This window comes from Pseudomonas rhodesiae, from assembly GCF_013285305.1.
Taxonomy (GTDB): Bacteria; Pseudomonadota; Gammaproteobacteria; order Pseudomonadales; family Pseudomonadaceae; genus Aquipseudomonas; species Aquipseudomonas rhodesiae.
In genome coordinates this window covers 3,011,455-3,029,722 of the sequence record NZ_CP054205.1, presented here as the reverse complement: position 1 = coordinate 3,029,722, position 18,268 = coordinate 3,011,455, and the positions used below count along the sequence as shown (strand labels likewise).

Annotated in this window: 13 protein-coding genes; 4 read left to right on the top strand and 9 right to left on the bottom strand. The window is 57.6% G+C overall.

The genetic code is table 11. From position 1 onward, the window contains the following. The first annotated feature begins 225 nt into the window (after positions 1-225). Positions 226-498, top strand: coding sequence for a DUF1652 domain-containing protein (locus HRH33_RS13730; protein ID WP_034097780.1), 273 nt, complete (start codon positions 226-228; stop codon positions 496-498). 45 nt (positions 499-543) lie between these two features. Here the strand turns inward: HRH33_RS13730 and HRH33_RS13725 are convergent, their stop codons facing one another. Then, positions 544-2,991, bottom strand: coding sequence for a UvrD-helicase domain-containing protein (locus HRH33_RS13725; protein ID WP_167417198.1), 2,448 nt, complete (start codon positions 2,989-2,991; stop codon positions 544-546). A 219-nt stretch (positions 2,992-3,210) separates the two neighbouring features. Between HRH33_RS13725 and HRH33_RS13720 the strand changes: the two genes are divergently transcribed. Next, a complete protein-coding gene (locus HRH33_RS13720; RefSeq protein ID WP_167417199.1) occupies positions 3,211-3,906 on the top strand; it encodes a pirin family protein in 696 nt (231 codons plus the stop codon). A gap of 123 nt (positions 3,907-4,029) precedes the next feature. Here the strand turns inward: HRH33_RS13720 and pgm are convergent, their stop codons facing one another. The 4 genes from pgm to HRH33_RS13700 form a co-directional block, all read right to left on the bottom strand. Then, the gene (gene pgm, locus HRH33_RS13715; RefSeq protein ID WP_094065663.1) at positions 4,030-5,673 is read right to left on the bottom strand and encodes a phosphoglucomutase (alpha-D-glucose-1,6-bisphosphate-dependent); all 1,644 of its coding nucleotides are present in this window, start codon (positions 5,671-5,673) and stop codon (positions 4,030-4,032) included. Positions 5,674-5,771: 98 nt separating this feature from the next. Beyond that, on the bottom strand, positions 5,772-7,178 hold the full coding sequence (locus HRH33_RS13710) for an aminotransferase-like domain-containing protein (RefSeq protein ID WP_123479761.1): 1,407 nt from the start codon (positions 7,176-7,178) through the stop codon (positions 5,772-5,774). After that, positions 7,175-8,599 (bottom strand): hypothetical protein, encoded by a 1,425-nt coding sequence (locus HRH33_RS13705; protein WP_167417200.1) that lies wholly within the window; start codon positions 8,597-8,599, stop codon positions 7,175-7,177. Before HRH33_RS13705 ends, HRH33_RS13710 begins: the two co-directional genes overlap by 4 nt. Before the next feature lie 707 nt (positions 8,600-9,306). Continuing rightward, positions 9,307-10,329: a zinc-dependent alcohol dehydrogenase family protein gene (locus HRH33_RS13700; protein WP_034138133.1), complete on the bottom strand. Its 1,023-nt coding sequence runs from the start codon at positions 10,327-10,329 to the stop codon at positions 9,307-9,309. A gap of 266 nt (positions 10,330-10,595) precedes the next feature. Between HRH33_RS13700 and HRH33_RS13695 the strand changes: the two genes are divergently transcribed. Together HRH33_RS13695 and HRH33_RS13690 are read left to right on the top strand one after the other, a co-directional pair. Next, positions 10,596-11,510, top strand: a complete 915-nt coding sequence (locus tag HRH33_RS13695) for a LysR family transcriptional regulator (RefSeq protein WP_034113643.1) — start codon at positions 10,596-10,598, stop codon at positions 11,508-11,510. Between the two features lie 152 nt (positions 11,511-11,662). Then, positions 11,663-12,898 (top strand): tyrosine-type recombinase/integrase, encoded by a 1,236-nt coding sequence (locus tag HRH33_RS13690; RefSeq protein ID WP_167417201.1) that lies wholly within the window; start codon positions 11,663-11,665, stop codon positions 12,896-12,898. 254 nt (positions 12,899-13,152) lie between these two features. Here the strand turns inward: HRH33_RS13690 and HRH33_RS26420 are convergent, their stop codons facing one another. From HRH33_RS26420 to HRH33_RS13670, 4 genes are all read right to left on the bottom strand, one after another. Next, positions 13,153-15,333: a topoisomerase DNA-binding C4 zinc finger domain-containing protein gene (locus HRH33_RS26420; protein ID WP_178125583.1), complete on the bottom strand. Its 2,181-nt coding sequence runs from the start codon at positions 15,331-15,333 to the stop codon at positions 13,153-13,155. Continuing rightward, positions 15,330-16,088 (bottom strand): PP2C family serine/threonine-protein phosphatase, encoded by a 759-nt coding sequence (locus HRH33_RS13680; RefSeq protein ID WP_425326808.1) that lies wholly within the window; start codon positions 16,086-16,088, stop codon positions 15,330-15,332. Before HRH33_RS13680 ends, HRH33_RS26420 begins: the two co-directional genes overlap by 4 nt. Continuing rightward, complete coding sequence (locus HRH33_RS13675) at positions 16,078-16,755, bottom strand: vWA domain-containing protein (protein ID WP_094065647.1); 678 nt, start codon at positions 16,753-16,755, stop codon at positions 16,078-16,080. The genes HRH33_RS13680 and HRH33_RS13675 overlap by 11 nt, the downstream gene beginning before the upstream one ends. Positions 16,756-16,938: 183 nt before the next feature. After that, positions 16,939-18,261, bottom strand: coding sequence for a hypothetical protein (locus tag HRH33_RS13670; RefSeq protein ID WP_167417203.1), 1,323 nt, complete (start codon positions 18,259-18,261; stop codon positions 16,939-16,941). Positions 18,262-18,268: the final 7 nt, after the last annotated feature.

Sequence of the window (18,268 nt, the reverse complement as noted above, 5' to 3'; positions counted from 1 at the left end):
TTGCCGAAATTCCGCCCTGCCTTCAATGTGCAGGCACTGCAGCCGAATAATGGCCTTTAGCCAACTTTTGGACAGGGCATGATCCATGTCAAGGGAAAGGCAAACAACCGCTGAACGGGGCGAAAAAAGTCACATTGGCGTTGTGAACGAATGCTATTTTTAAGTCCTACACGCCTCGACCAGTGACGGTCCTGGCCCCCTGCCGCGAGCTAAAGGAAGCGCTCAATGAACAAGGTGGGCAACATGAACAAAGTGACGTTCCCCAACGCCTGCCAGCTGATGCGCTGGCATTTTCATCCGATGGGTTTTGAAGGCAGCATGGATGCGCCGGGCAGCATGGTCGCCCGCCTGTTCGACCGCGCCAGCGGCGAAACCCTGATCGCCATCGCCGGTATCCCCTGCGCCACGGTGATGAACGCCGCCGATGTCGAGCGGATTATCGAGGCAGTGGAGGATGAGTTGGAATCCTTTGTGCCACCGCTCTCGTTGCAGGCCTGAACCGATTCACAGCACCGGGAGGGCATGCTCCATCCCGCAGGGACTTCAGTGACGGTGATCGTCGAAAAACGCCTTTTTGCCATCCACCCGCTCCGAGGCCCTGGGCATATTCGCCGCCTGGCCTTCGGGCTTCTCCACGTACCAATAGCAATGGCTGACCGCCCGCGTGATGCCGACGTACGCCAAGCGCAGCACCTCGTCCTTTTGCGCGGTGTCATAGGGCTCGTTGTCGCCGTCCTTACCCAAGCCGGCCATGCGATACACCTGGTTTTTATACGGCGAGCGGGTGACGTGCTGACAATCCCCCAACAGGAAAACCGCGTCCGCTTGCAGGCCCTTGGCACTGTGAAAGGTCAGTTGCTTGAGCCGACGCGAGTGAGCGGGCAAGCTAGAATCCAGATTAACTACAGACTGAATATGCTCCTGAATCAATAACTTATCGCTACTTTTTCGATACAGCATCAACACTGATTCGCCACGCTGATAATGCTCCAGCAAGCGTCGCCCCAATGCTGCATCGTCACGCTCGAGCACACTGACCGGCACCAGAGCCTTGGGCGCACCGCTGGCCTTAGCCTTCTTACCCGGGATCGACGGCGCGGCACGCACGATGTGCTCGGCTGCGTCGATGATGTGCTGGTGGCTGCGATAATTCTCGCTCAGCATCACCCGGATGGTGCTCGGTGACGGGAATTCCTGGTCGAAGGCCATAAAGTACTTGGGCGAACTGCCCCGCCAGCCGTAGATCGATTGCCAGTCATCACCCACACACAGCAACGACGAGTATTGCGCGCCGCGCCCCACGTGCATGGCCGGGCCGCGACTGCGGATCTCCCGCAGGCTGGCGCGAATCCATCCAACGATTTGCGGTGATACGTCTTGAAATTCGTCGATCATCAAGTGGGACAACGGTCTTAACAGCGGGTCGCTGAGCAGCTTGAGGTTTTCTGGGGTGTTTTCGCCGAACAGCGAGAACATGCGGTTGTAGGTCATGATCGGTGGCTTCTGGTCGAGCAAATGGTCTTCCAACGCCTTCCAGAAAATACTCAACGCTTCGAAGAACAAGCGGTCCGGATCATCCTTGGCGAAACTCATGCGACCTACGGCGCTGGGCACGTCCAGTCCGAGGTTCTCGATAAAGCCTGCGGCCGTGACAAAACAGTCCAGCAGCGGCGCCGATGTCAGCTCACCTTTGACCTTGTAATCAAACCCTGGCCCGGCACTGGCATCATCGGCCAGGCAGCTGAGCATGCGCTTGGATGACTCATAACTATCTAGCCATATCAACGGCTTACGACAGAAAGCTTGAAACAGGGTGCGTTTTACCGCCCACTCTGCGCGCACTGACAGCTTGGCATTGGGGCGGCTGACCTGGGGGTTTTCCCGTGGGTCGAAGCCCAGTACTACCCACGCGTCCAATTCGGCAATGTAGCCATGGCAGTGGAAATGCGCGCCATTGATTTCAACAGTTTGGCGATTCGGCTCAATGCCCTTGATCGGCCAGGCCCCGGCGCGAAACCACAGGTCCTCGATGAAATCGCACAATTCTTCGTCACGCTGGGCGGCCAGCTCAGTCACCGCCATGCGTTTTTGCACGTCCGGATGGTCGCGCTCCAGTTCTTTGAGTTGTAACCCGTGGCGCGCCAGCGGCACGATCAACTCGCGAAAACGCGGATGCTGGCGATGCAGACGCTGGTAGCAGGCGTTCAGGTGCTGGCGCTGGGCATCATTGATACGCAGATCGAACGGGTTGCTGTCGGCATCGTCGAAGCCCGCCTTGAGGTTTTCGAACGCCTGCAAACGCTCGAAGCCCGGCAGGCTACGCACCATCGGCAGGATGCGCGAGTGAAACGTGCGCACCACCGCCTGTGCCTCTTTGGCATCAAGGGGTTGGCCCCACAGGCTCATAATCTCCATAAGCTTGCGAATGAAATCCTGGCGTGACTCGCGGGTAAACGTCACCACGGTCATCGAGCTGAGCTCGAAGCCCAGGTAATGGGTCAGCAGCAGGATACGCAACACCAATGACGTGGATTTGCCCGCGCCGGCCCCGGCGATCACCGAGGTTGAGGGTGTCTCGCTGAAGATCATCTTCCACTGGGCCGTACTCGGTTGAGCGTGGGGCGGTAAGAGACGGGCGACGTCGGCCTTGATGCGCTTCTTGATGTCGGCGGTCAGCGGCAGGCGCCAGTCATCGAACAGGCTGTCGTCTATCCCGGGAGCTGTGTGCGCGTCCGGGCGGAAATCGCGGATCAGCAATACTTGCCGCCCCTCCTCGATGCCATCGGCCTTGCCCTCGCGATAACCGTATTCCACGCCCGCTTCATGCCCACTGCGAAAACCATCGGCTTGCCCATGCAGCCAGGAAAACCGGTGCTGGGCGCGCAGGCGGGTCAGGCCATGACCAAACAGGCGCGCCGCCAGGCGTTTGAACAACGGCATCTGAGCCAGGGGTAGCAGTTCTGGGGGCAGATCAGGCTTTTGTTGCGACACGCGGACTCCTGCAATGGGCTGGGCTGTGAGCAGTGCCCCATGGTCGCCGGAAACGCCGCGCAGTACCAGCCAATTGCTGTGCCATCAGGCAGTTAGGCGATGAAGTGAAAGTTGAAACGCGGCAATCCAATCGAATCAGTCGATAAGAATGGAGCGTTTTTTACGCTTTTTCTCGATCAAGCGCTGCTGGATGATAGGCACCATCCATAGGAGACGATCATGCTTGAACTGCGACCTTTCAGCGCCCTGGGCGGCGCCCACCACGGTTGGCTCGATGCCCATCACCACTTTTCCTTCGCCGACTACTACGACCCCAAGCGCATGCACTGGGGCAACCTGCGGGTATGGAACGACGACATCATTGCCCCGGGCACGGGCTTTCCCCAGCACTCGCACCGCGATATGGAAATCATCACTTATGTACGCGAAGGCGCCATCAGCCACGCCGATAACCTGGGCAATAAAGGCCGCACCGAGGCAGGCGATGTGCAGGTCATGAGCGCTGGCACGGGGATTGCCCACAGCGAATACAACCTGGAAGCCACGCCGACCAAGATTTTCCAGATCTGGATTATCCCCAATGAAGCAGGCCTGCCCCCATCCTGGGGTGCCAAGCCGTTTCCACAGGGTGAGCGCGAAGGCTTCGTCACCTTGGCCAGTGGCAAGGCCGGCGATAGCGAAAGCCTGCGCATTCGTGCGGATGCGCGCCTGGTGGCGGCGAACCTGAAAGCCGGTGAAGTCGCTGAGTACCGCCTGGAGGGCCGGCGCCGAGCGTATCTGGTGCCAGCCACCGGGGTGATTGAGGTTAATGGTGTACGGGCGCAAGCCCGTGATGGCGTAGCGATCGAGGATGAACAGCTGTTACGGGTTACGGCCATTGAGGACAGTGAGATCGTGCTGGTCGATCTGGCTTGACCTGACGCCTTACAGCCAAAATCGGCGGCGACGCCTGCCCCGATGGCGGTATTTCAGTCCCTGGACCAGTGGACTGAAATACCGCCATCGGGGGCAAGCCCCCTCTTACAAAGCGTTGCGGTGTTATTCGGCGATGGCGCCGTCCACCAACACCTGCGCCTCTTGCACCAATCGCTTTAGGTGTTCTTCACCCACAAAGCTCTCGGCGTAGATCTTGTAGATGTCCTCGGTGCCCGATGGGCGTGCGGCGAACCAGCCGTTTTCGGTCATCACTTTCAGGCCGCCGATGGCCTGGTTGTTACCCGGCGCGTGGCTGAGGATCTGCTGGATGCGCTCGCCGGCCAGTTCGGTGGAGGTCACCTGTTCCGGCGACAGTTTGCCCAGCAGGGCTTTTTGCGCTGGGGTGGCCTTGGCGTCGACACGAATGGCGAACGGTTCGCCCAGGGCATCGGTCAGGCCACGGTACAGCTGGCTGGGGTCCTGGCCTTTGCGCGAGGTCATTTCCGCCGCCAGCAACGCCGGGATCAGGCCGTCTTTGTCGGTGCTCCACACCGTGCCGTCCTTGCGCAGGAACGATGCGCCGGCGCTTTCTTCACCGCCGAAGCCCAGGGAGCCTTCGAACAGGCCGTCGGCAAACCACTTAAAGCCCACCGGCACTTCGTACAGGCGGCGGCCGATGCGCGTGGCCACGCGATCGATCAGGCCACTGCTGACCACGGTCTTGCCTACGGCAGCGTCGGCGCGCCAGTCAGGACGGTTCTGGAACAGGTAATCGATGGACACGGCCAGGTAGTTGTTCGGCGCCAAGAGGCCGCCGGACGGGGTGACGATGCCGTGGCGATCGTGGTCCGGATCGCACGCGAAGGCCACGTCGAAACGCTCCTTGAGGCCGATCAAGCCTTGCATGGCGTAGCTGGAGGACGGGTCCATGCGGATCTGGCCATCCCAGTCGACGCTCATGAAGCGGAAGGTGGCGTCGACTTCGGTGTTCACCACCTCCAGGTTCAGACGGTAGTGCTCGGCAATCGCCGACCAATAGCGCACCCCTGCTCCGCCCAGCGGATCGACGCCCAGGCGCAGGTCGGCGCTGCGGATGGCGTCCATATCGATCACGTTAATCAGGTCGGCCACGTAGCTGTTGAGGTAGTCATGGCGATGGGTGGTGTCGGCTTTGAGCGCCTGGGCGTGGGTGATACGTTTGACCCCAACGAGCCGGTTGGCCAATAGCTCATTGGCCTTGGCTTCGATCCACTTGGTGACGTGGGTGTCCGCCGGACCACCGTTAGGCGGGTTGTACTTGTAGCCGCCACTTTGCGGCGGGTTATGGGAGGGCGTGATCACAATGCCGTCAGCCAAGCCGCTGGTCCGCCCGCGGTTATAGCAAATGATCGCGTGGGAAATGGCCGGGGTCGGTGTGTATTCGTCGCCTTCGGCCAGCATGACATGGACGCCGTTGGCGGCCAGGACTTCCAGCGCGCTGGCACCGGCGGGAGTGGATAATGCGTGGGTGTCCAGGCCGACGAACAGCGGGCCGTTGATGCCCTGCGCTTCGCGGTACAGGCAGATGGCCTGGCTGATAGCCAGAACATGCCATTCGTTGAAGCTCAGCTCGAACGAATTGCCACGGTGCCCGGAGGTCCCAAACGCCACGCGCTGGGTGGAGATCGCTGCATCAGGCTGGCCGGTGTAGTAAGCCGTGACCAGTCGCGGGATATCCACCAGCAATTGGGCCGGTGCCGGTTTGCCCGCAAAAGGACTGATTGTCATGCATAAACCTCGGAAAGGAAGAATTCGGAAAAAATGCCAGTTTACTGAGAGTTGGACTACTGCGCGACGGTATCGATCCTACACACACAACAGAATTTTCAACCCGTTTGCGCCTGGCGCAACGCGTCGCTCAAAGCCATCAGCGCACTCTCCAGGCTCGGCTGCCCATTAAAGGCATGACTTACACGCAAATACTGATGATGCAACCCGCTGACGCTGAACAGTTCCCCAGGCGCGATCACGACCTGCCGCGCCAGCAGATACTGGAATACCTGGCGCATATCCACCGCACGGTTCGAGCCCAGCCAGAACGTAGCGCCAGCCGCCGGTACGCGATACGTCACTTGATCGCCCAGGTGGTGGGCCAGGCGCAAGCCCATGTGCGCGGCTTGCTCGCGCAGTTGCTGACGCAACGCGCACAGGTGCTGCTCGATACGACCGCTCTGGTACAAACGGGCGATGGCGCGCTGCCGTATTGACGATAAGCGGAAAGAACGCAAAAGAAACTGGCGTTGCAACTCGGCACTCATGCGCCGACTTAATAAGTAGCCGTAGGGCGCTTCCGAGCCGAGGATTTTCTCGAACGACGAAAACACGATCAGCCGATCAGGGTTGACCAGGTCGCGCAAAGGCGTGTGTGGCACCTCCCGGCTCAGCTCGCCGAGGCTGTCGTTTTCCAGCAGCCAGCAGCCGTAGTGATCCAAGCGCTGCGCCACGGTCAGACGATCCTCGGCCGACATCGCCACGCCTGAAGGCAAGCTGACCGCCGATGAGAGCAACACCAGATGCACAGGTTCATCGCGCAACAGCCGCTCCAGGGTTTCACTGTCCAAGCGCCCCTGGACAGTCCAGGGCAGCTCGATCACGCGCACGCCGGCATCCTGCAACAGCCGCAGAATCAGCCAGTCGCAAGGCGATTCGACGATCACCGTGGTGCCTTTGAGCCCCAGCACTTCGACCAAAATATCCAACACGCCACGCAAATCGGCACCGATGTAAACATCGTCGGCGTGCCAGCACCGCGTGGGTGACGAGGTATAACGCGCGGCCAGCGCTGCCCGCAGCTCCCACACCCCGCACGGCTGGACCCACGGCTGCAAATGGCCGGGATACTGGCGCACCAACTCACGCTCCAGGCGCAGCAAGGTGGCATCCAATGAAGCTTGTAGCGCAGGCTCATCGCCGCTGAGCACCACCATTGCGGGGCGCCGGGCCGCAGCGTAAAGCCGGTCGAGCAAGTCCCCGCCCAACCACGCAGTAGGATTGGCCGACATCGGCCAAGCGTAATAACCGGACTTGGCCACCGAATAGACCCGGCCTTCTTTCTCCAGCAAAGAGTAGGCGTATTGGATCGTCGATATCGACACGTTCATGCGAGCGGCCAACTGGCGCAGCGACGGCAATTTTACCCGGGTGTCCGTGCTGACCTCGTTGATCAGGTTGATCATGTAGCGATAGACCGCCTGATAAGCGAAATCCGCCTGGCGCTCGCCGCGCTGGGTCATCGCCCGGACAATTGAAAGGCCGGGATCGCGCCATGCGCCACGGCACGGTCACTGCGCCGCTGACCGTTGGCGCAGGTCAAGGGACGTTTGCGATACAGGTGCTGCAACAACGGCAGGGGTAGGCCGCTGGTGTCGGTAAACCATTGTTGCAGCATCTCGGCCGACGGCTTGCCCTGCAACGCTTTGTGCAGTTCGGGCAGTGCCACAAGCATGCCGGGATGGCACTGGCGCAGATAACCTTCCAGCCGCTGACCGTGATGAATGAACGGTGAAGACAGCAGGCAGACCAATTGGGTTTCATCCAGGCCGAAGAATTGCTGGGCAAAGGTGCTCGACAACAAACGCCCTTCGCGGGAGCTGGCCTCGGCGAACAATTCCTCGGGCATGCGCAGGCGTCGCATGTAGTGAGCGGCCTGCTGGACGAAGCCGTCTACACCGTCTTCATAATCGAGATCGCGCAGGCATTCGGCTTGCAGGCCCCGCAAATGCGCCATCAGCAACGGATTGGAATAGCTTGGGTGGCTGAAATGAAAGCCCAGCGGATCGGGGGTATACGCCATGAAATCGGACAATAGCGTCGCGGATTGCAGGTCGACGTCCTTGAGCAGATCGTCAATGCCGATGTAAGCCAGATGGCGGTGTCCTGAAGGGCTGGGGTTCTCATGCGCAACGTAGTGTTCGCCATAGACATCGCGGTAGTAGCCGGTGCTCCACTCGTCCATGCGTGCGAACAATTCGGTAAGCGACCGCGCCCGCCCCTTGGCTGGGGGGATGCCAGCGCCTTCGGCGGTTCTTTTCAGCCAGGCGAGAAACTGGCTTTGCTTACGTGGGGAGTCACCGCTGACCAAGGCGTGAACTCCGCCGTTCCAAGTCGTGACGCGCTGGTAGAAATCGCCGAGAGCCAGGTAGGTTTCATTGCACAATGCCGCGCGACAGTCCCCGGAACTCAGGTGCCCCACCATCAGCATATTGCGCTGGCTGTTCGCGCGCCCGACCGCAGACGCGGGACGCAGGTGATTGAAGGGATGGACCTCCTGGTTTTCCACCATGAGTAATTCGACGCGTGAGTCATCGTGCAGAAACAGGCGGTTGTAACCCCGATTGAGCGTATCGAGTTGCCCTTCGGTCATGCCGGCGTGGCGTAACGTCGCCACGCGTAACTGAAACGTTCGGGGAGCGCGACCAGCGATCGTCAACTGCGCGGCGCGTAACAGCGCCAACGTGTAACTGCTGACCTCGCCTCCCCCATGGGCCACCAGCACTTTGTAATCCCCGACCTGCTCCATGCCCCCTGCGGCCACCACAATGCGTTGGACCAACAACTGGAGTGCCGTCCTGCCCGAACGAGTAAAGTGCCCGATCAAACGCTGCAGAACTTGCTGATAAACATGATTCATAGCCTGTTCGTGAATAGTGCTCATAGTTGTACTACCTGAGTTGAAATATCAGTTTCAAGCTACTGCTGACAGTTTCCGCTTGACCCATTGCGCATGTAGGAAATTCGCCCTTCGCACCGTGCGCCGATAACTAGACACTAGCACCGCGCAACGAAATGACTCGCTTTGATCACCGAGAAACGTTGCCAGCATGATCTGCGCAACCCACTGATATCAGTGGATAAACTTCATATTTTTGTCATTCCTAGGAAGGCTCTGACATTTTCCTACACAGCTTTAACCAATTATTTAAAGAAGCGTCCGACAAATACACTCAAGCAACTTTCCAGGCTTTCGATCAGTGAGTTGTTATCAACCCACTTTTTTTCAAAAGTCCAAATGAGTGATGCACTCGTAGTTCGAGTGATGGTCGGTAGCGGCATCATGAATTCAATCATTGCTCAATCCTTGAGATGAATGTGAAGTCGCAATTATCAGTGATGGATTAATGATTAATAGATACAGAACTTGGTCGAAAACCAGTGCAGATGAACAGCCGAAGGCATGTCGAATGGGCATACACAACAACGCCGCCCTGGGATTCAGTGCGGCGTCGGGGGACAAGAGCAGGATTCAGGGACTGAAGAGCCTGATCGGCACTTCACGAAGGGCGAGGCTTAAGCCCTGTCAAATGGCGCATTTGCCCCATGCGCCAGCTGGCCGAAACAGCCGATTACGAATCTTCCTACGCGCTAAACAGCTTCAACCTGCAACGCCACACGCTCTCGGCACGGGCATTCGTCCATATAGCGGTGTGCTTCCACGAACTGATTGAACGGGAACACCGTGGTTTTCAGCGGCACCAGCACGCGGTCAGCAGTCAACTGGTTGATGTCACGCAAGGCCCGTTGCAAAGCGACCTGATCCTGGACAATGCCCAGTTCCGGCTTGCCGGTGAAATTGCCGATGCAATGCACATAGAACTGAATATTCTTCTGAAACGCCGCACACGCGGGGAACGGCGTTTGGTTGCCGCCCTGCAGCCCGTACAGAACCAGGCTGCCGCGCGGCGCCAGTACATCGCCAAGCAATGACATCTGCGGACCACCCAGGCCATCGAATACCACGTCTACGCCGCGATTGTCGGTGAACTTGTTGATCTGCATAAGCAGGTCCTGCTCTTCGGTGACGATTACCTTCTCGGCCCCAAGCGACAGCAGATACTCGCGCTCTGCGCTGTCCTTGGTCGCGGCGATCACCCGTACACCCAAGGCCTTGCCCAACTGCACAAAAGACGGGCCCGCACAGTGGCTGGCATCCGTGACCAATGCAAACTGCCCCGGTTTGACCCGTGCCAGATCCACGTAAGCAAAATAGGCAATCAACAGCGGCGTGTAATGCACGCTCGCTTCGATGGGGGTCAACACGTCCGGATAGCGCGTCAGGGCCGAACGGGGCAGGACGATCTGCTCGCCATACACCGGATAGTCATTGGGGCTTTCGGCCGGAAAACTGGCCACTTTATCGCCCACGGCCAAATCCTCCACGCCATCGCCCAAGGCGACGACCACCCCTGCCATCTCATGGCCCAGGCCCGAAGGAAGACGTGCGTGGGAAGACGCCAAGTTCTGGCGCCACAAAATGTCATACCAACTGATGCCAATCGCTTCGACACGCACCTGCACTTCGCCCGGTGCGGGCAGCGCGGCTGCATGCTCTTCGCATTTGAGCACCTCGGCCGGACCAAACTTGTGAAAACGGATCGTGCGGGACATCGCAAACCTCGCCAAATTAACCTCTAATGCCATGAACTTTATCTGGGCTTTCCTGGCAAGACCATCGGTCACCATTAATAGTCGACATGCCTGTCATTGATTCCGCGTCTGATGAATAGACCTTAAGTATCGTAGGAAAACTCAATTAGCCGGTGCAGAGTACCAGTCTTTCCCCGTAAGATTCATGCCGGTCATGCTGCAAGAGGGAACCCAACGGCTCCCTGTGACTGCTCTCGTCAAGTTTGCTGACTCTTCCAGGACACAAGATGAACCGTAACGACCTGCGTCGTGTCGACCTGAACCTCTTGATCGTATTCGAAACCTTGATGCACGAGCGCAGTGTGACCCGCGCCGCCGAGAAATTGTTCCTCGGCCAGCCGGCCATCAGCGCCGCGTTGTCGCGCCTGCGCGGTTTGTTCGACGACCCGCTGTTCGTGCGCACCGGGCGCAGCATGGAACCTTCGGCCCGCGCAGTAGAAATCTTTGCCCTGCTCTCGCCGGCCCTGGACTCGATCTCCACTGCGGTCAGCCGCGCCGCCGAATTCGACCCGGCGACCAGCAATGCGGTATTCCGCATCGGCCTGTCCGACGATGTTGAATTCGCCCTGCTACCCCAGTTGCTCAAGCGCCTGCGCGCCGAAGCCCCCGGCATCGTGCTGGTGGTGCGCCGCGTCAACTACATCCTGATGCCGAGCCTGCTAGCCTCCGGCGAAATCTCCATCGGCGTCAGCTACACCGCCGACCTGCCGGCCAACGCCAAGCGCAAAGTGCTGCGCCGCAGCCTGCCTAAACTGCTGCGCGCCGACAGCGTGCCCGGCTCCCTGAGCCTGGACGACTTCTGCGCCCGCCCCCATGCCCTGGTGTCGTTCGCCGGCGACCTGAGCGGTTTTATCGATGAAGAGCTGGAAAAACTCGGGCGCAAGCGCCACGTCGTACTCGCCGTGCCGCAATTCAATGGCCTGGGCACCTTGCTGGCCGGCACCGACATCCTCGCCACCGTACCGGACTACGCGGCCGAAGCCCTGACCTCGGCCGGCGGCTTGCGCGCAGAAGACCCGCCGCTGCCGGTGCGCAGTTTTGAACTGCACATGGCGTGGCGCGGTTCACAGGATAACGATCCGGGAGAGCGCTGGTTGCGGTCGCGTATTCAGATGTTCTTTGGCGACCCCGAGAGTTTGTAACAGAGTTCTACTATGTTCTATAAAGGCTTATAAAACATCTGCTTACAGCATCTGTAATCCATGGACGTCCGTCCAATACCAAGGGGTTCTGACGCTTTTGGGGGCATAATTGGGGGCATATTTTCATTTTTTAAAAAATGATGCCCCCACTTATGCACGCCCGAGAAGGCGCTCTGTTCAAGCGTAAACTGACCGACGCTTTCGTACGCGCACTGACTACCCCTGGCAAACATGCCGATGGCGAAGTCCCCGGTCTTTACTTGGAGGTGAGCGCGTCACGCAAAATCGGAAACCCTCCTTCCAAGTTCTGGCGCTTGAAATATCGCCTGCATGGCAAGGAAAACCGGTTTTCGATTGGTTCGTACCCGGATATCGGCCTGAAGGAGGCGCGAGAGATTGCCCGCAGAGCACGCCGCGACGTGGCGAACGGCATCGCGCCGCTCAAGGCTAAAACCGCCAAGATCGAGGCACAGCGGCTCAGTGAACAGCGCACCTTCGCCTTCGTAGCTGAGCAGTGGATGACTTTCAAGTCTGCCCATCTGGTGAGCAAATCCATCGCGGGTTTTCGCGGAGCCTTGAGAAACCACATTTTGCCCGCAGTCGGCAGTAAACCGGTCAGCGAGATCAAGCTTGAACACGTCACCGCCATCATCACGGCACTGCGCCAGCAACGTCTCATGGCTATGGCCCGCCGTGTACGCACAATCATCCGTTCCATCCTCGGCTTCGCTGAAGGCCGCGGCTGGGTGGAGCGCAACGTGGCGCTCAGCAATGTCGAGGAGTTGAGGATTCGCCACGTCGTTACCAGCAATCCGGCGATTGAAAGGCCAGCCGATCTGGGCAGGTTCCTTTTACGCCTGGATGAGTGCGATGACGGCAGTGTGGCCAACGCGATGCGCCTGTTGGTCATGTTGCCCGTACGCCCTGGCGAACTCGTGCGGATGCGCTGGGAAGATGTCGACCTGGTCGGCGCCGATTGGCGCTACGTAGTGAGCAAGACCAGACATCTGGACAAAAGCAAACACATCGTGCCCTTACCTGAACAAGCACTCATCCTGTTGCGTAAGCTCAGACAAACGCGCGTGGTGGACGACAAAGGTCAAGGTTGGGTGTTCGTCTCGCCGGTCTATCCAGGCCGCCCGATCAACCCCACTTCAATGCTCAAGTCGTTTCAGCATATCTGGCCGGAGTACGGCATCACTGCCCACGGCTTTCGTGCCACCTACAGGACTATTGCCCACGAGCACCTGGGAATTGATCCCATCGTGCTTGAATTGTCGCTGTCCCACCGGATGCCACGTGCGCTGGGGGCTGTGTATGCACGCGCGCAACTGCTAGCGCAGCGCCGGGAAGCGGCTCAACAATGGGCTGACTATTTGGACCTGTAAAGACAGAACGCCGCGCGAGTGACAACAGATTGACGATGAGAATAAAAATCAGATAGTGGAGCGGGAAACGAGACGCTTACTAGCCATCTATCCCTATGAAATCGTTGAAGTTTTAAGATCACAACGCTTTCTATGGACCGGATTATTGACTACTTCTTTGGGCATGGCAAGCCTGTGAATCGCGCGGCTTACTGCATTGGCCGTTCTGACCTTCGGGAGACGCGGCAAAGCGCAGTTGACCGGCTAGTGAAGCCTTAGCTTCTCGTGCCTTTACATGCGGGAAACTTGGAACACCCCCAGAACTGACGCCCCGCATGCTTCCCCTTACGTGCCGTACGACGAACCATGGAAGCGCCGCAACTCGGGCAAGCGTTTGTTGCAGATGAACGCGTGGTAGTCGACACCGACGAACGAGAGGTCACCGGCGCTGGCTGGGCTCTGCTCGGCTGTATCTGCGTTCTTTTGGGAACATCGATGGAGATTGCAGCTGGCGCAGGCACACTAATCCCCAACGCAGCACAATCATGTTGGGCGATTGCACGCGCTTGGAGTGCATGCGAGAGCGCCTGATCTGGTGCGTTTTTGGCAGAAAGGCAGCGTGGTATAGCAGCTTGCAAAGCAGCCAATCCCGACTGAATTTTTCTTTGGAACTCTATTTGTTTAGTTGCGAACGCCGCACGAGTGGACTGCTCTGCTTGTAGATCGGACGGATCGGGTGTGGCGTTATAGCGGAATTTGCTCTCATGTCCCTGACGCCAAGCCAACATCTTTGCTGTCAGCGCCTCTCCGAAACCTGGCACCGCTCGAACTGCTGAAGCTGTGATGTCCGCAGCCGTCTCAATACCAAAAGAAGCAAGCGTGGCAGTCTTCCCCGCTCCGATGCCAGGTATGGACGCCCGTCGGATCAAAAATCGATCCAGGAAAACTACGCGCTGGCGCTCCTCGCGTGTCAACTTCAGTTGGCTGAGCGCCTGAGCAAGACCCGTTTCGACCTGCCGATATCGAATGACTGTATCTTCCAAATCAGCATGCAAGATATGCATCTCTCGCAGACCAATTTTTTGAAGATAAGCTTGAGACGCCAAGCGCACATTACTGTCAGCATCTTGATAGGCTTTGCGGAAAGGCGTTGAGTCCACTTTATTGGTAGCAAAGACCCGAATTAAACTGAAAAGGCCGAGACCGCCCCACAGCAAGGCTGCTCTTGGAGCGAAAACACAACCAATAATTGCAATTAGTAAAGCGACGCCTCCCATGATCGCTGGATCATGACGCTTACCCTTTGCTTGCGTCACAGCAACGCTGGGGGCAGCGATGGTGCCATTCCAAACCGGCAGAACCTCCTCTGGAACAGGGAGATGCATTGCTCGAATAGCCGCCCACACGCGTTCTAAATCGAAAGGCCCTGCCAACGGCACAGTACCAACAGCCAGACCTTGGGGAAACATTTCGACCCCAGACTGACTCGCCAGCCGACACCACAAACAAGAAGTTGCCGAGCCTGGAAAATAGTGGGTTGATACGTCTGCGCAGCGGCGCAATCCCCTCTCGAGTCCTTGGAGCAAACTGACCCAAGTAGCGGGGTCCGGACGTGACGATGGTGAGAGACCAAACGCGCTTTCCATTGCCGTCGCTATTGATCCAGGATAATCCGCGAGCAGCACAGAGCCGGGCGGCGGCGTGGTACGTGTATCGTTCCGTCGAACCATTGAAAATGCAAAGCGATTCTGTGCGATCGATTGGCCTAAAGATAGATCCGGGCCGCTATAACGGCCGGCATAGGGGTGCTTACCCATCGCAATCAACTGGAAAATAGCAACCGCAAGGCCGAAATTGTCGTGAGCCTGAGTGCGGACGACATTTGCAAGACTACCTCCATGAAGCTCCGGTGGTGTGAAGTCTTCGGTGCCCACCACACAAGGATAAGCGTGGCCTTTCAAACTAAACTGAAAACTGTCGGCATCAATCAATGCGACCGTCGCATCGGGACCTACCAGAACCCCAGAGTGATTGAGGTCACCGATGATACACCCGGCCTGATGCACTGTGGCGACAGCACGTGCGACATTCTGAGCCACGCGGACCAGAAAGCGATAATCAGCCTTTGGAAAGTGCATCTTGCGGGATTTTGGACTGTATAGCTCATGCAGCGCTCGGTATCCCGCCACCAGCCGCATGGTAAAACCGAGAAAGTTGCCAGAGCCATCAGTCACCACTTCGGCCGGAAAAGCCACGAGGGTTGTTGCACCAGCCAATCGCCCGTCAATCATCGCTCGAACTTTGTTCTCGCGGGAACCTCGCAACTCGGACTTGTAGATCTTGACCGCGCAATCTCCGCGCCCTACCAGCGCGTACACATCGCCTTCGCCGCCTTTGCCCAGTTGCTTGTCGAGTCGCTCGGTTTTACCGCCGATCTTGACCTGCGTATAACTCATCGATACGACACCAAAATGAGCGTCTTGTCATCATCCGTGCGTTCACATAGCGAAGGGCTTTGCAAATAACGCGCGAGTGCGTCTGATAACTCAGCAAGGCGCCCATCCGCCCGTGCTTGATCCACCGGTTTGATCATCGGGTCGAAGAAGCGAGCAAAAGGTTGTCGCGTAGCCTGCTCCAGCGCAACGGACTCAAGCCCATCTGAAAAAAGCGCGAACGCGTCGTGCTCCCGATCGAAGCGATAGGTGTGCAGACGAACTTCAGGATCATCGGTAACGAAATAGGTCGTCGAAGCAAACTCACCATTCTCCGGCCAGCAAATGGCCTCCCACACACCCGCCTTGCGCGCCACGAGTGCACTATCGCCGATCTGTAAGGCCAAAACCTGATCTTTGAACACCACGAGCATGACCAGTGTGGCAGCAAATTGTCGCCGAGTTACGCCTCGCTTCTGCGCGACCATAGAAAGATGATCGCGGAGGTGGTCAATCCAGCACATGATCGTTTCGTCGCCTGGTAAAACCTCATGCTGTTTAAACCAGTTACGAAAATCGACCAGCAGAGTGCGACAGACTAACGCTGCCCCCTGCCTACCGTGGCTGGCGCTGCCCGCACCATCAGAAACGATTGCACACATTGCATCTGGGTGGACGCGCATGACGCTAAACGCATCCTGCTTGCGCGTACCCATTCGTAGATGCGACGTGCCAATACACGATGCCGCAGCCCAGCGCCAATGCAGTCTATTCTGCAACTGCCCACCCCGTTGGCCCTGTCGGATTGGCGAGAGGAACCGCATCCCCCGGACTCGATTGCGATACGGCGCTCAGCGAGCTCGATAACCAAGCGAAGAGCTCTCGAAACGCCAGACCTTTCAGCTTGAGAGGTTGACGTGTTCCCAACTGAGTGAGAGTCGACATCTCCGCCCCCTCAACACCGACGGAGTAGAACATGAACTCCTTTCGCTCTTCGCCCTCATGAACACGTCGGCGCGCTTCCTGCCAATTATCCGTAGGTGCACCGTCTGTAATCAGGAAAACCCAAGGCCGGTAATACTTGACGCCGTTGGCTCGGTAACGCTCTTTGCGTTCACGCAACAGATCCAACGCACGCTCAACGGCTTCTCCCATTGGCGTAACACCACTGGCTTCTAACATTTCAGGGAAATAACCATCAACGGTCGTGAACTCGGTTTGAACGTTAACCGGTCCAAAGGTCACCACTGCCAACTCTACCCGCTTCGCTGCCATTGCATCGGCATACAACTCTTCTTTGAAGAATTGCAGCGCATCGTTCAATTGGCGGATTGGCGCGCCATTCATGGACGACGACGTGTCCAACAGCAGTATGCAGGGGCATCGTTGCTCCGGATTCTCTGCAAACTCGGCGTCCGCAAAAGGTTGCTGCTCAAAATCGGTCATCTTGTCCCCTTTCAGTCCCTGACGAAGCAGTCATACGTGATAGCACGATAACATTGCGGATCATAGAACGCACAAAATGATAGCGACAGCCTTCAGCAGCAGCGTCTCTCCCACCCCACCCAGACGCCGTGATGGACAGGCTTGCTACCCGCATCTTCTTCCTCTGAAATTTCCCCGCTGCCTTTACGACCGAAGCGTCTCACCAATTTCCTCAATGGCAGAACCAACGTCATGGCCGGCACGAATCAACTCCGCAAACCGCAGCATCACTGAGGAGCTGACATCGAGGGCCAACGCTATGGTCATCAATTCCCGTATCGGTTCGTCAAGCTCTGCTCCGGCACTAGGTGAACACCCTTGCCCGGTGAGCCAGTTAACAAGGGAAGAGACCATGTGCCCTGAGCTATTTTCGTCAACACCCAGAATTTCACCCAGCACCATCCCCAATGTGCCTACGGGATGCTGGTCCGGGCGACTCCATGCCTTGAGTTCAATAGACTCGCGCTGCACCTTCTCCAAGTTACGCCGAATCTTTCCAGGAATGGTCGCAGCCGCTTTGGGACGGTTGTAGTACTCGCGATTGGCTAAACTTGCGGCGTCTCTGACGACCTTCCAGACCACCGACCAAAGTTGTGAAACGCTGTAGGTTTCCAATGCTGAGCGCATCGTACTTTTTATTTCCTCCAGCTCTTGTCCCGACAGATCATGATGGTAAAGGTCGCACTGGTTAGCCAGATAGCGCATGACATCAGCGACTGAGTAATCAAGCCACAGGTTAAAAAGCCCTTCAGCATTTGTGTACACCCTATCCAACAGGCTACGAATGACCTCATCCGCACTCCTTGATGCGGCATCTGGAACCAAACGGTAGACCACCTGGTCCCTCAACATCCAAATCTCATCGCCCTCCCAATAATAAGTGCCCGGCCTGGCTTTACTGGGATCATCAAGAATCAGTCCAGCCTCACGCAATTGCATAACAAAGTCGCCGACATACCTAGGTGCCAGTCCGCGGCAGTCACCTAGTGTGAAGCCGCCGTTAGTCAATCTCGGCGTAATGGCCCTGTTTAACGCCAACAGAAGGAGCACCTGATTATCCGGTATCTCTGAATAGTCCACCGTACGGCTTGACTGCTTACGGGCATATTCGATCAACTGCCGTTCAAGCTCTGCGGCTTTCGCCTTTTCAGCTTCAAACGCAATCGCGTCCTGGTCGTTCTGACAGGGGGTACAAAGTTTAGTGGATCGCGCAGGGACCTTTTTGGCCTCGGAGCGATTTTTGATTTCGATCAATTTTGCGCAACTAGTACAGACCTGATTTTCATCGAACGCATTGCAACGTTGCCGTATGAAGCTGGCAAGTGTGACACCCTGAGCCATTTCAATAATGCCCCCTAGAGCACTCACCTTTTCGAGATATTGCCCTGACTCATCGACTGCCCAGTAACGCTTAATCAATTCAATTTCTTTTGGATCGTCAGTCAATATTTGTAGCTTGATTGCCATCTAATCG